This is a genomic window from Microlunatus elymi (assembly GCF_007362775.1).
In the GTDB taxonomy this organism is placed as follows: Bacteria; Actinomycetota; Actinomycetes; order Propionibacteriales; family Propionibacteriaceae; genus Microlunatus; species Microlunatus elymi.
This window is the reverse complement of record NZ_CP041692.1, coordinates 3867325-3879658: the sequence shown is the minus strand read 5'-3', so window position 1 is coordinate 3879658 and position 12334 is coordinate 3867325. Positions and strand designations below refer to the sequence as shown.

Annotated in this window: 16 protein-coding genes; 11 read left to right on the top strand and 5 right to left on the bottom strand. The window is 67.9% G+C overall.

Annotated elements, in window-relative coordinates; translation table 11 throughout:
- The first annotated feature begins 2 nt into the window (after nt 1–2).
- Entirely contained in the window at nt 3–530 is a 528-nt protein-coding gene (locus FOE78_RS17435; protein ID WP_143987419.1) for a DoxX family protein, read from the top strand.
- 103 nt (nt 531–633) lie between these two features.
- Complete coding sequence (gene moaA / locus FOE78_RS17430) at nt 634–1728, top strand: GTP 3',8-cyclase MoaA (protein WP_143987418.1); 1095 nt, start codon at nt 634–636, stop codon at nt 1726–1728.
- Nucleotides 1729–1942: 214 nt separating this feature from the next.
- Here moaA and FOE78_RS17425 read toward each other — a convergent pair whose 3' ends face one another.
- A complete protein-coding gene (locus FOE78_RS17425) occupies nt 1943–2215 on the bottom strand; it encodes an acetone carboxylase (RefSeq protein WP_323125697.1) in 273 nt (90 codons plus the stop codon).
- A complete protein-coding gene (locus FOE78_RS17420; protein WP_168207565.1) occupies nt 2208–2756 on the bottom strand; it encodes a DUF3099 domain-containing protein in 549 nt (182 codons plus the stop codon). Before FOE78_RS17420 ends, FOE78_RS17425 begins: the two co-directional genes overlap by 8 nt.
- Nucleotides 2757–3002: 246 nt before the next feature.
- On the opposite strand from FOE78_RS17420, the gene fabG reads away from it, so the two are divergent.
- The 3 genes from fabG to FOE78_RS17405 all read left to right on the top strand — a co-directional run bounded on the left by fabG (nt 3003) and on the right by FOE78_RS17405 (nt 6122).
- Nucleotides 3003–3761: a 3-oxoacyl-[acyl-carrier-protein] reductase gene (fabG, locus tag FOE78_RS17415; RefSeq protein WP_407662593.1), complete on the top strand. Its 759-nt coding sequence runs from the start codon at nt 3003–3005 to the stop codon at nt 3759–3761.
- 99 nt (nt 3762–3860) lie between these two features.
- Nucleotides 3861–4631, top strand: coding sequence for an enoyl-ACP reductase FabI (fabI, locus tag FOE78_RS17410; RefSeq protein ID WP_143987415.1), 771 nt, complete (start codon nt 3861–3863; stop codon nt 4629–4631).
- A gap of 39 nt (nt 4632–4670) precedes the next feature.
- Nucleotides 4671–6122 carry an AAA family ATPase gene (locus FOE78_RS17405; protein ID WP_210414646.1) on the top strand — a complete coding sequence of 484 codons (1452 nt, stop codon included), beginning with the start codon at nt 4671–4673 and terminating at the stop codon, nt 6120–6122.
- On the opposite strand, the gene FOE78_RS17400 is transcribed toward FOE78_RS17405, so the two are convergent.
- A complete protein-coding gene (locus FOE78_RS17400) occupies nt 6085–6831 on the bottom strand; it encodes a hypothetical protein (RefSeq protein ID WP_143987414.1) in 747 nt (248 codons plus the stop codon). The two genes, FOE78_RS17405 and FOE78_RS17400, sit on opposite strands and share 38 nt — an antisense overlap.
- Before the next feature lie 58 nt (nt 6832–6889).
- On the opposite strand from FOE78_RS17400, the gene FOE78_RS17395 reads away from it, so the two are divergent.
- From FOE78_RS17395 to FOE78_RS17380, 4 genes are all read left to right on the top strand, one after another.
- A complete protein-coding gene (locus tag FOE78_RS17395; RefSeq protein ID WP_143987413.1) occupies nt 6890–7312 on the top strand; it encodes a DUF3224 domain-containing protein in 423 nt (140 codons plus the stop codon).
- A gap of 59 nt (nt 7313–7371) precedes the next feature.
- Nucleotides 7372–8154 (top strand): ABC transporter ATP-binding protein, encoded by a 783-nt coding sequence (locus FOE78_RS17390; protein WP_143987412.1) that lies wholly within the window; start codon nt 7372–7374, stop codon nt 8152–8154.
- Between the two features lie 147 nt (nt 8155–8301).
- Complete coding sequence (locus FOE78_RS17385) at nt 8302–8784, top strand: NfeD family protein (protein ID WP_210414645.1); 483 nt, start codon at nt 8302–8304, stop codon at nt 8782–8784.
- 202 nt (nt 8785–8986) lie between these two features.
- A complete protein-coding gene (locus tag FOE78_RS17380; protein WP_143987411.1) occupies nt 8987–10273 on the top strand; it encodes an SPFH domain-containing protein in 1287 nt (428 codons plus the stop codon).
- A 20-nt stretch (nt 10274–10293) separates the two neighbouring features.
- On the opposite strand, the gene FOE78_RS17375 is transcribed toward FOE78_RS17380, so the two are convergent.
- Both FOE78_RS17375 and FOE78_RS17370 read right to left on the bottom strand, forming a co-directional pair.
- Nucleotides 10294–10842 (bottom strand): YbaK/EbsC family protein, encoded by a 549-nt coding sequence (locus FOE78_RS17375; RefSeq protein ID WP_228265871.1) that lies wholly within the window; start codon nt 10840–10842, stop codon nt 10294–10296.
- 132 nt (nt 10843–10974) lie between these two features.
- Nucleotides 10975–11523, bottom strand: coding sequence for an Hsp20/alpha crystallin family protein (locus FOE78_RS17370; protein ID WP_323125696.1), 549 nt, complete (start codon nt 11521–11523; stop codon nt 10975–10977).
- A gap of 1 nt (nt 11524) precedes the next feature.
- Here FOE78_RS17370 and FOE78_RS17365 point away from each other — a divergent pair, with 1 nt between their 5' ends.
- Entirely contained in the window at nt 11525–11815 is a 291-nt protein-coding gene (locus FOE78_RS17365) for a MerR family transcriptional regulator (RefSeq protein ID WP_210414644.1), read from the top strand.
- Between the two features lie 26 nt (nt 11816–11841).
- Nucleotides 11842–12330, top strand: a complete 489-nt coding sequence (locus tag FOE78_RS17360) for a precorrin-2 dehydrogenase/sirohydrochlorin ferrochelatase family protein (protein WP_143987410.1) — start codon at nt 11842–11844, stop codon at nt 12328–12330.
- Nucleotides 12331–12334: the final 4 nt, after the last annotated feature.

The following is a 12334-nucleotide window of genomic DNA, read 5'->3' as shown; positions in this document are numbered from 1 at the left end:
CGATGAGCAAGCTCGGCAATCTCGCGCTGCTGGCGATCCGGCTGGGGGTCGGCGGCACGATGGTCGCGCACGGTGCGCAGAAGCTGTACGGCGCGTTCGGAGGCGGCGGGATCGACGGGACCGCCCAGATGTTCGAGCAGATGGGGTTCCCCGAACCGCGGCGGGCCGCGCAGATGGCCGGTCTGGGTGAGGCGCTCGGCGGCGCATCGCTGGCGCTCGGTCTGGGCACCGGCGCCGGCGGCGCCGCGCTGGCCGGCACGATGGCGGTCGCGGGCACCGTACATGCCCCGAACGGGTTCTTCACCACCAACGGCGGCTACGAGTTCCCGGCGGTGATCGGCCTGGTCAGCGGCGCGATCGCGCTCGGCGGCCCCGGCACGCTGTCGCTGGATGCGGCCACCAAGAACGTCTTTAACAAGCCGTGGATGCGGGTGCTCGCGCTGGCCGGCTCGTTCGGCTTCGCCGCCTACACCGCGAGCAGCCGCAAGCCGCCGGTTCCGTCCCCGGAACCGACAGCTCGGGTCGAGTGAGTCCGATCCCGCTCGGCATCGCGTAGTGAGACGTTCCGCGCCCGATCCGAATCGGCCGCCGGTCGGGCCGGCCGTCGAAGCAGAGCTGAGTAGGCTCAGCCGCATGGGCAGTGTGTTGCTCGGCTTCCCGACGGTCCGCGGCGCCTCCACCGCTGCGGCCGGAGAAGCGGCCGTACCCGTGACCGATTCGCGCGGGCGCAGGGTGCTCGCCGATCGGCACGGTCGGGTGGCGACCGATCTGCGTGTCTCGCTGACCGACCGCTGCAATCTTCGCTGCACCTACTGCATGCCTGCCGAAGGGCTGGACTGGATGCCGCGGGACGAGTTGCTCAGCGACGACGAACTGATCCGGCTGATCCGGATCGGCACCTCGATGCTCGGCATCCGGACCGTCCGGCTCACCGGCGGAGAACCCTTGCTGCGCAAGAATCTGGAGGGTCTGGTCGAGCGGATCGCCGCGCTCCCGGATCGACCCAAGATCGCGTTGACCACCAACGCGATCGGACTGGCCCGGCGCGCTCGGGCGCTCGCCGACGCCGGGCTCGACCGGATCAACATCTCGTTGGACACGCTGGATGACGACACCTTCGCGCAGTTGGCCCGCCGGAGGCGGCTGGCCGACGTGCTGGCCGGGGTGACGGCCGCCCGCGAGGCCGGGCTGCAGCCGGTCAAGATCAACACCGTGCTGATGCGCGGCATCAATGATCATGAAGCGGTGGCGCTGGTGCGGTGGGCGATCGACGAGGGCGTACAGCTGCGCTTCATCGAGCAGATGCCGTTGGACGCGCAACACGGCTGGGACCGGCACACCATGATCACCGCCGAGGAGATTCGGGCGCAGCTCGGTCGGGAGTTCAACCTGGTCGAGGATCCGGACGATGCGCGAGCGCGGGGAAGTGCTCCGGCCGAGCTGTTCCGGATCGACGGGACCGAGCACCGGGTCGGCATCATCGCCGCCGTCTCCCAACCCTTCTGCGGTGCCTGTGATCGGGTACGGCTGACCGCCGACGGCCAGCTGCGCAACTGCCTGTTCGCCCGAACCGAGCAGGACCTTCGTACGCCGCTGCGGGCCGGTGCCGACGACGACGCCCTCGCCGATCAGTGGGTTTCGGCAGTCGCGATCAAGCTTCCCGGCCACGGCATCGACGACCCGAGCTTCCTGCAGCCGGACCGCCCGATGTCGGCCATCGGCGGCTGACGCAACGCTTCTTCACCAACGAGACGTCCGCGGCGCGCAGCCGCACCCGATATTGCCGTACCCCGACACAGCCGCGCGCAAAATCGGCTCCCGCATCCGATATTCCGGGAGCGGGGGCCGGTTTCGGGTGCGGCTGTGTCGGGGCGTGCGGCTGCGGCTGGGTGTCGGGGCCGGTTTCAGGGGACCGGGGCCTTGGCCGCCCCATCACTTTGCGCTATCGGACGGGGAGTTCGGCCACCTCACGCAGGAAGCCGCGGGCGCTGAGGAACTTCGACAGCGAGTCCTTGTGCTCCGGGCAGGCCAGCCAATGCTTGCGGCGGTCCTCGGTGTGGATCTTCGGATTGTTCCAGCGCAGATCGAACCCGGCCGGCTGCTGGCATCCCTTCGCCGAGCAGATCAATTCCTCGGCCCCGAACTGCTCGTCCCGGCCGGCGGACTGTTCGTCGGGCCCAAGCTGCTCGCGGGGCGGGCGTGCGGATTCAGTCATGGTTCCTTGGTGTCGGCCCGTCGTCGGAATCGGTCGGCTCGGATCCGTCGTCCGGCGGCCCGGTCGTCGTCCAGGGGTGCGGCTCGGCGCTGCGGAACCGGTCCGCGGCCGGCTGCTCGGCGGCCCCGGCTTCGGTCCACCGTTCGCTGCCGTCGCCTGCTGCCTGCGCCTGGCGTCGCTGTTCCTCGGCCTCCTGGCGTTCGCGTTCCTCCTCCGGATCGGCAGCCCAGTCGAGCTGCCGCCGGGGCCCGCGCTCGATGCTGCGGTGCTCGCCCGCGCCCTTCTCGAAGTCGCTGTGGTCGGAACGCTGATCGGCCTGGTTGGCGAAGATGACCGCGATGTACGGCAGCACCACCGCCGCGCCGAGCAGGAACCAGCGGTACGGGCTGGGCACCCAGATCATCGAGATGAAGCAGGCAACACGAAATGCCATCGTCAGCCCGTACCGGATCTGCCGTGACTTCAAGTCCTCGCTGGCTCCGGGCTGCGCGTTGGTGATCAGATTCGCGTGCTCGTGCCGCGCGCTGTGCGCTGCTCCCACGTCTCTCACCCTAGTCCGCACCCGTCCCGGATGCATTGGCGATGGTCGTCCTGCCCCACGGTTACCCACTCACCGAGAGTCAAGCGGGCACCAGCACAAGAATGGTGCGCCAGTTGGGTCCGACTCCCCGTTTCCGGGGGTCCTGAGGCGACTGGTGCAGCATTCTTGTACTTGCCGGTTCTGACCTGGCCGCAGCCAGCGGAGTCTGCCCGGACAGCCGGTGCCCGATCCGATACGGTGACCGGCGTGACTGACGCTGACCAGAGCCAAGACAACTCGACGGACCCGACCGGCGGCGCGACGGCGCGCAGTGTGCTGGTGACCGGCGGCAGCCGCGGCATCGGCCGCGCGATCGCCGAACGGTTCGCCGCTGCCGGGCACCGGGTGGCGACGACGTCGCGCAGCGGTGAAGCCCCGGCCGGCGTGCTCGGCGTCCGATGCGACATCACCGACGCCGGCCAGGTCGAGGCGGCGTTCACCCAGATCGAGGAGGCACACGGCCCGGTCGAGGTCCTGGTCGCCAACGCCGGCATCACCAAGGACACCCTGGTGTTGCGCATGACGGACGAGGATTGGCAGCAGGTGATCGACACCAACCTGACCGGTTCCTTCCGGGTCGCCAAGCGGGCCGTACGGCCGATGATTCGCGGCCGCTTCGGCCGGATCATCTTCATCTCCTCGGTGGTCGGTCTGCTCGGCTCGGCCGGACAGGTCAACTACGCCGCGTCCAAGGCGGGTCTGCTCGGCATGGCCCGTTCGCTGGCCCGCGAGGTCGGCTCCCGCGGCATCACCGCCAACGTGATCGCCCCCGGTTTCATCGAGACCGACATGACCGCCGAGCTCGCCGACGACCTGGTCGCCGGCTACAAGAAGCAGATCCCGCTGGGCCGGTTGGGCGCAACCGAGGATGTCACCGCCGCTGTGGAGTTCCTCGCCGGCGACGCCGCCGGCTATATCACCGGGGCGCAGATCCCGGTCGACGGCGGCCTCGGCATGGGACATTGAGCAATACCCGACTCTGATCGATCTAGATCAACTAACGACAAGATCAACTTCCGCAGCCGTGATCACAACGGCTACGGAACCGAAGCAGGGAGCACAGCAGTGGGAATCCTCGAAGGCAAGAACATCCTGGTCGCCGGCGTGACACTGGACACCTCGATCGGTTTCCACGTCGCCAAGATCGCCCAGCAGGAGGGCGCGACGGTGATCGTCTCCAACTTCGGCCGGGCGATGAGCCTGACCCGCCGGGTGATCAAGAAGCTCGATCCCGAGCCGGTGCTGCTGGAGGTCGACGTCAGCAACGATGATCAGCTGGCCGCGCTGGAAGGCAATCTGCGCGAACATGTCGATCGGATCGACGGAGTCGCCCACTGCATCGCCTTCGCCAACCCCGAGACGGCTCTCGGCGGCGGCTTCCTGACCACTCCCTGGCCGGACGTGTCCACCGCACTGCAGGTCTCGGCGTACTCGCTGAGCAGTCTGACGATGGCGGTCAAGCCGTTGTTCGGCGAGACCGCCTCGGTGGTCGGCTTCGACTTCGACGCGACCGTCGCCTGGCCGGTGTACGACTGGATGGGCGTCGCCAAGGCAGCGCTGGAGTCGACCTCCCGCTACCTGGCCCGCTACCTCGGCCCGGAGGGCGTACGGGTGAATCTGGTCTCCGCCGGACCGCTGGACACCCTGGCCAAGAAGGCGATCCCGGGCTCGGACCAGTTCAACAACCTGTGGGGAGAACGGGCTCCGCTGGGTTGGGATCCGAAGGACATCACGCCGGCCGCCAAGGCCGCGGTCGCTCTGATGAGCGACTGGTTCCCCAAGACGACCGGCGAGATGGTGCACGTCGACGGCGGCATGCAGAAGATGGGCGCCTGACTGGGCGGCAGTCAGTCCCGGCAGTGGCCGGGGACGCGGGTGATCAACGTCAAGGGGGACGGTATGGACGCCGAGCAGCGCGATTTTGTCGTTGTTTTCAAGGAGTTCCTGGACAAGGTCAATCGGGAGTGGCCGGACAGCGAGCAGATCACGCCGCTCGGCCGAGCACTGAGTGATCATCTCGGATCCGACGCCCGCAAGGTGTCCTCGGTGACCGAGCCGATCGCCAACCACCGGCTGGTCGACGCCGACGTCGCGCTGGCGACCCTGGCCGCCGACGGCCGGCTGATCGGCTGCACCGGCGGCATGCAACGCCATCATCAGAGCCTGCAGGAGTTGGTCAGCAATCCGTTCTTCGGCTTCGATGTCGGCCCGGCCAGTTATGTGGAGATCGCCGCCGGCCCGGATCGGCAGCGCCGGGTGGTGGCGTACGGGATCTGGCTGTTCCGCTTCGACGACACTCCGGTTGCGGTGTTGCAACGCAACGCCAATCCGCAGTTCGGCCAGGAGGAGGCCGTGCTGGAGTTGATGTCGCCGGAGGTCGAGGTGACCGGCGCTCTGCTGACGGCGATCCGACAGAAGATGCGTGAGCTGAGCGTGCTGCGTGGTCAGGTGATCAGCTTCGCCGAGGCGCGTTTCGGCGACCAGGCGGCCGGCACCCACTTCATCAGCAGACCGGAGGTCAGCGCGGCGGAAGTGATCTTGCCCAGTGGGGTGCTGGATCGGATTGTTGATCATGTCGTCGGTATCGGTGATCATCGGGTCGCGTTGGCCCGAGCCGGTCAACATCTCAAGCGCGGCATCCTGCTGTACGGACCGCCCGGAACCGGAAAGACCCACACCGTAAGACATCTGATCGGCCGGGCTACCGACGCCACCGTCGTGCTGTTGACCGGACCGGCTATCGCCCGGATCGGTGACGCGACCGAGCTGGCCCGCGCGCTACAACCTGCGGTTGTGGTCCTCGAGGACGTCGATCTGATTGCGCACGATCGCGACAGCTACGGTCCGCAGCCGCTGTTGTTCACCGTGCTGGACGCGTTGGACGGGTTGGACGGCGATGCCGACGTTGCGTTCGTGATGACCACCAATCGGGTCGAGCTGCTGGAGCGGGCGCTGGCCGAACGACCGGGGCGAGTTGATCTTGCGGTCGAGGTGCCGCTGCCCGCCGATTCCGAGCGCCGTCAGTTGTTCCGGCTGTACGGGGCCGGTCTTGATCTCGACTCCGGAGAGCTGGACGCGGCGGCCGATCGGGCGGCCGGCACGACTGCCTCGTTCGCCAAGGAACTGATGCGTCGAGTCGTGCTGCGGGCGATCGAGCAGAATCGCGGTGTCACCGCCGCGGACCTGCACGGCTGCCTGGACGAACTGCTGTCCGACCGCGAGGTGCTGACCCGCGCACTTCTCGGGGTCGGCCAGCCTGGGGTCGGGCCGTCCGAGCTCGGCGGTTCGGTCAGCCCACCGACGACTGGGGACGCGGCGGAAAACTGACCGCGGCACACAGCGCATCACTGGCGGCTGCGCGCAGCCGGCGGAGCACCCGCGCCCGTTGGTCGGCCTCGTAGGAGGAGATCGCGCCGCCCTCGTCGGCCAACGCCAGATCCGCAGCCTGCAACAGCCGACCGGCCCGTTCCGCGGTGGCGAGTTGGCGGCCCGGGTAGCCCGGGGCCAGCCGCAACGCACGGTCGGTCCTGGGCCGGGATCCGGCCGCGACCTCGAGACTGGTCAGCGTCCCGGCCGCCTCCAGAATTACCTCGTTGAGTGCTCGCTCGGCGTCGTACGGAGTCAGCGTGGTGAACGGGCGCTCGGCCGCGAACACCCGCCATTGCACGGCCGGGCCGACCTGCAGCGGCACCAGTCCGACGCCGGCGCTGATGCCGACCACGGCCTCGCCGGCCTCCAACGCGGCCTCGTTCAGCTCCCGCGGCCCGCGCAACGGACCGAGGGCTCCCGGCATCGGCAGCGCCAGCACCCACCCGTCGCGTTCGGCCAGCCGCAACTGGGTCAGCACCGACTCCAGCTCGTGGGCCGACAGCGGGTCCAGGCCGAGCCGCTGGTCCCGATCGATCACGTGGTGGGCGACGTCGGTGTCGGCGATCGCGTGCGCCGCCACCTCGGGGCTCAGCTGGCCACCGATCAGGGCATTGAGGTGGCTGGCGAGTCGTACCGAGGGCAGTTGCACCCGAATACGGTACGTCACCGACCAGCTGTCGGCTTTGTCCAAGATCGGGCCGGCCGTGCCTGGTTAGGTTCGGTTCATGCGTGCGACCTCGACCTTCACCGTGTCCGACTTCACCCCGACCGAGTCACCCTCGACGATCGGCGACCAGCCGATGATCATCACGGCTGCCTCGTCCGGGCTCTCCTACATGACCAAGACGTTCACCGGTCAGCTGTCCGGAAGTTCGGTGACCTGGTTCCTCGGTGCCCTCAATCAGCAGACCGGCGCGGGCTCGTACGCCGCACTGGAGGCGATCGAGGCAGAGTTGGCCGGACGCGCGGGCACGTTCAACGTCGTACACGCCGCTTCGACCAGCGGACAGGACCGCTTCGACGAGCACTTCGCGATCGTGCCCGGCAGCGGCACCGGTGAACTCGCCGGCATCAGCGGCAGCGGCGAGCTGCGGATCGATCCGGACGGCACCCACCACTTCGACCTGGAATACGCCTTCGAGGACTGACATCGATCCGGCTGAGCCTGCTGCCGCCCCGGGCCGGTGCGGTCTTGTAGGTTCTAGGCGTGGCAGCCGTAATCGATCTCGCCGACGTCAGCATCGTCCGCGACGGGTCGACCTTGCTCGACAAGATCAACTGGTCCGTCGACGAATCCGACCGGTGGGTGATCATCGGTCCGAACGGGGCGGGCAAGACGACCCTGTTGCAGGTGATCTCCGCGCAGTTGCACCCGACCTCCGGAGTGGCCGGCCTGCTCGGCGAGGTGCTCGGCACCGTTGACGTCTTCGACCTGCGACCGCGGATCGGGCTGACCTCGGCGGCGCTGGCCGAGCGGGTGCCGCGCGGTGAGCGGGTGCACGACGTGGTGGTCTCGGCCAGCTACGCGGTGATCGGCCGCTGGCGTGAGTCGTACGACGAACTTGATCATGATCGAGCCACCGAACTGCTGGCCCAGTTGGGAATCAGCGAGTTGGCCGACCGCACCTTCGGCACCCTGAGCGAGGGGGAGAAGAAGCGGGTGCAGATCGCGCGTGCGTTGATGACCGACCCGGAATTGCTGCTGCTGGACGAGCCGGCAGCCGGACTTGATCTTGCCGGCCGGGAGACCCTGGTTCGTACGCTGTCGCAGATCACCGGCGATCCGTACGCCCCGGCCACGGTTCTGGTCACCCATCACGTGGAGGAGATTCCGGCCGGGATCACCCACGCGATGCTGCTCAAGCAGGGCAAGTTGGTGGCCGCCGGGCCGCTGTCGCAGACCCTGACCGCCGACGCGTTGAGCGAGACGTTCGAGCTCGGCCTGCGGCTGAGCCACGAAGACGGCCGGTACGCGGCCCGCGCGTTGTGATCAGTCCGCCCGGTGATCAGTTCGGACGTGATCGGCCGGCCGCCGCCGGCGCACCCCGGCCTCGGCTCAACCACCCGTCTGGCAAGATGGCGGCAAGATCAGGCCACACGATCTGGCCACGTGATTCACACAAGGGGGTGATTCTGGATGCCGATGAATCTTACCGATTGGCTTGGTGACAACCCCTGGGCGCTCTGGCTGACCTTGGCCGTGCTGTTGGGCATCGCGGAGATCCTCTCCCTGGATCTGGTGTTGATCATGATCGCGGCCGGTGCGCTCGGCGGCGCCCTGGTCGCAGTTTTCGCCCCCGGACTGTGGTGGCTGCAGATCGCCGTCGCCGTCGGGATCTCGGTCGGCATGCTGGTTGCGCTGCGGCCGACCCTGATGCGGCGGGTGCAGCAGATGCCGGGCTATCGCTCGTCCACCGACAAGATGGTCGGCAGCGCCGGCGTCGCGACCGCCGAGATCACCGGCGACAGCGGAGAGATCAAGGTCGACGGTCAGATCTGGACCGCACGCGTGCACACCCCCGGCACGGTGATCGAGAAGGGCACCGAGGTCGAGGTGTACGAGATCGACGGCGCGATTGCCGTCGTGTATCCCCGTTACGGTGAACTTTCCAGTCCGTAGTGTCCTGTCAGGTTGATCCGGTGCAGATAGTCGGTGGTTGAAGTGGTGAGCTGCAAGGCGGCGAAGTTGGGCGCATGCCGGGCGCATGTAACCACTTCGCCAACGCCGCAGATCGCCGCTTCAAGCGCCGAATATCGCGGCGGATCAACCTGACAGGACACTAGCTAGGTGCTACTTCACAACTGACGAAGGAGGAAGATCCATGGGCGGCATCATCGCGTTGATCATCATCGTGATCTTGTTGATCATCGTGCTCGGTACCTCGATTCGGATCATCCAACAGCAGCGAGTCGGCGTTCTGGAACGGCTGGGCAAGTTCCACCGCACCATGAACCCGGGGCCGCACCTGATGGTCCCGTTCGTGGATCGGATTCGCTACAACATGGACATGCGCGAGCGGGTCATCCCGTTCCCGCCGCAGGGCGTGATCACCGAGGACAACCTGATGGTGAGCATCGACTCGGTGATCTACTTCCAGGTGATCGATCCGGTCCGGGCGGCGTACGAGGCACAGGACTACATCCGCGCCATCGAGCAACTGACCATGACCACGCTGCGCAACATCATCGGCGGACTTGATCTTGAACAGACCCTGACCAGCCGCGAGGAGATCAACGGCAAGCTGCGGGTGGTGCTGGACGAGGCCACCGGCAAGTGGGGGATCAAGGTCAACCGGGTGGAGCTGCGCGCCATCGATCCGCCGCCGACCATCCGGGACGCGATGGAGAAGGGTGCCCGGGCCGAGCGGGACAAGCGGGCCCAGATCCTGCTGGCCGAAGGTCAGCGGCAGTCCCAGATCCTGTCCGCCGGCGGCGAGAAGGAGTCGGCGATCCTGCGGGCCCAGGGCGAGCGGGAGGCCGCGGTGCTGAGGGCGCAGGCCGATCGGCAGTCGCAGATGCTGCGGGCCGAAGGCGAGGCGCAGGCGATCAGTACGGTCTTCAACGCCATTCATGCCGGTCAGCCGGACCAGGCGCTGCTGTCCTATCAGTACATGCAGATGCTGCCGCAGATCGCTCGCGGCGACGCCAACAAGGTCTGGGTGGTTCCGTCCGAGATCGGCAAGGCGCTGGAAGGACTGGGCGGCGCGTTCGGCCAGCAGGCCAGCACCGGCAGCGATTCCAACATCCCGACGCAGATTAGCGGCGAGTTCAAGGCGCCGGAGAAGATCGACGTTCAGGCCGAGTTGGCCGAGCAGAAGGTCAAGGACGATGCGGAGGCAGACAAGCGGGTGCAGGAAGCGATCGCGGCCGCCCAGGAGTTGGAGCGGGACGGAGGTCGGCGCCGGACGAAGCTGAATCCGGGGCAGCAGGAGATGCTCGGCATCGGTGGCGGTGAGCCGACGGATACGGCCCCGGCCGAACCGGCGCCTGGTGATACCCGTCCGGCGCAGCCGGCCGAGCCGGAGCCCGCGCCGCAGCAGCAGGCGGTGCCACCGCAGCAACCCGCCGAGACGCAGCAGAACCCGTACGCGCCGCCGCAGCAGCAATAGCGGCTGTGGGGTGGACCGGGTCAGATGGCCAGGTCGAGGATCTCGGCGCCCGGGAGCTTGCCTGCCAGGGCGCCCGGGATCGCCAGCTTGCTGCCGCGGATGCCGCTGCCGATCACGATCCAGTCGCGTTCGGTGACGGCGGTGTCGATCAGGATCGGCCAGTCCGCCGGCAGTCCGACCGGGGTGATGCCGCCGTACTCCATCCCGGTCGCTGCCACCGCGTCGTCCATCGGTGCGAAACTCAACTTCCGTACGCCGAGATGCTTGCGGATGGTCTTGTTCACGTCGGCCTTGTCGGTGGCCAGCACCAGACAGGCGGCGGTCGTGCTCTGATCGCCCCGGCGGCCGCTGACGACCACGCAGTTGGCCGAATTCTCCGCCGGGGAGTCGAAGGCATCGCAGAAGGCGGCGGTGTCGGCGAGGGTCGGATCGATCCGGGTGACAAACACGGACCCGGTATCCAGGATGCCCTCGGCCAGCGCCCGGGACACCGGTTCGGCGACCAACTCGGGAGCATCGGCAGCCGGCTGCCAATCCAGGTTTCCCAATCCCACCGGGGTCTGTGTCACGTTCTTCTCCTCGCCGCCGCCGTCGACCTTCCGGCACGCTACGGCATCGCCAACAAGACGCGGATGGCGGCACCGAGCGTCGACCCGGCAGGGTGCCGGGCGAGTTGACGTCTCTCGCCCGGCACCTCGGTCTCAGGAGGAGATCGCCTTGGCCTCCTGGCGGTCGGTCTTGATCTCGATCTTGCGTGGCTTGGCTCGCTCGGCCACCGGGATCTCCAGCCGCAGCACACCCTCGCTGTAGCCGGCGGAGATCTGCTCGAGATCGAGATTGTCGCCAAGGATCAGTTGCCGGCTGAACACGCCGCGCGGGCGTTCGCTGGCCAACTGCTCGCCGGTGGGTTCGGCCATCGGGCGTTCGGCCCGGATGGTGAGCACGTTGCGCTCGACATCGAGACTGATGGAATCGGTGTCGATGCCCGGCAGATCGAACTCGACGTGGAAGGTGTCCCCGTCGCGCCAGGCGTCCATCGGCATCACGGCCGGGCGGCTGCTCGTGCCCAGGACCTGTTGGGTCAGGCGATCCAGCTCACGGAACGGATCGGTACGCATCAACATCGTTGTCTTCACCTCCGTTGAACGAAACCAGAAACATCGATGCGCAGGCTGCACCAAATCTGTGGTGCAGTCATAGATATAATGCGTTCGTCCGAAAGATTCAAGTCCCGGTCCCGAGGTGATCACCGTGCCCGATCCAACCCGGGATCGTCCCGTCTTCGGTATCGCGGTGGCGGCCGAGTTGGCGGGCACCGGGCCGCAGAATCTGCGTGCCTACGAGCGGGCAGGACTGGTCCGGCCGGCTCGTACCGAAGGCGGCACCAGGCGCTACAGCCAGGACGACGTGGACCGGCTGCGTCGGGTGAGTGAGCTGATGGACGCCGGGCTCAACCTCGCCGGGGTGGCGATGGTGCTCGATCTGCAGGACCAGAATCGGAAGCTCCGGGGTCGACTCGAGCAGCGCCGGCGCGACGACTGACGTCGTGCGGCTGCGATGATGTGCCCATGAGTGAACCGACCCCCTACCTGACCGGGCTCCGGCTGGCCGGGCGCCGGGTGGTCGTGGTCGGGGCCGGTCGAGTGGCGGAACGGCGGCTGGGCCGGTTGCTGGATGCGGGCGCGGACGTCGAGGTGATTGCACCCGAGGCCACGCCGGTGATCGCGCGGAGAGCCGAGGAGGGCAGGCTGACCTGGAGCCGGCGCACCTTTCAACCGGCCGACCTGGACGGCGCCTGGTATGTGCTGGCCGCCACCGACGATCCGGGCTGCAACGAACAGGTGTCGAGCGTGGCGGAACGAGCGCGGATCTTCTGTGTCCGCAGCGACAACCGGGATCGCGCGACGGCCTGGACGCCGGCCAGCGGTGAGATCGACGGGGTTCAGCTCGGTGTGCTGGCCGGCGGTGATCATGGACGCTCCCGGCGTCTCCGCGATGCGCTGCTGGACACGTTGACCAAGATCATCGACGCCGACGCCGAGCGGCCGACGGACTGAGATT

What these genes read in the sequence shown, in the direction of transcription:
- FOE78_RS17380 (WP_143987411.1), top strand. Translation starts at nt 8,987, where the DNA reads ATGGGCGGCATCATCGCGTTGATCATCATCGTGATCTTGTTGATCATC.
- FOE78_RS17360 (WP_143987410.1), top strand. Translation starts at nt 11,842, where the DNA reads ATGAGTGAACCGACCCCCTACCTGACCGGGCTCCGGCTGGCCGGGCGC.
- FOE78_RS17395 (WP_143987413.1), top strand. Translation starts at nt 6,890, where the DNA reads ATGCGTGCGACCTCGACCTTCACCGTGTCCGACTTCACCCCGACCGAG.
- moaA (WP_143987418.1), top strand. Translation starts at nt 634, where the DNA reads ATGGGCAGTGTGTTGCTCGGCTTCCCGACGGTCCGCGGCGCCTCCACC.
- FOE78_RS17425 (WP_323125697.1), bottom strand. Translation starts at nt 2,215, where the DNA reads ATGACTGAATCCGCACGCCCGCCCCGCGAGCAGCTTGGGCCCGACGAA.
- FOE78_RS17385 (WP_210414645.1), top strand. Translation starts at nt 8,302, where the DNA reads ATGCCGATGAATCTTACCGATTGGCTTGGTGACAACCCCTGGGCGCTC.
- FOE78_RS17435 (WP_143987419.1), top strand. Translation starts at nt 3, where the DNA reads ATGAGCAAGCTCGGCAATCTCGCGCTGCTGGCGATCCGGCTGGGGGTC.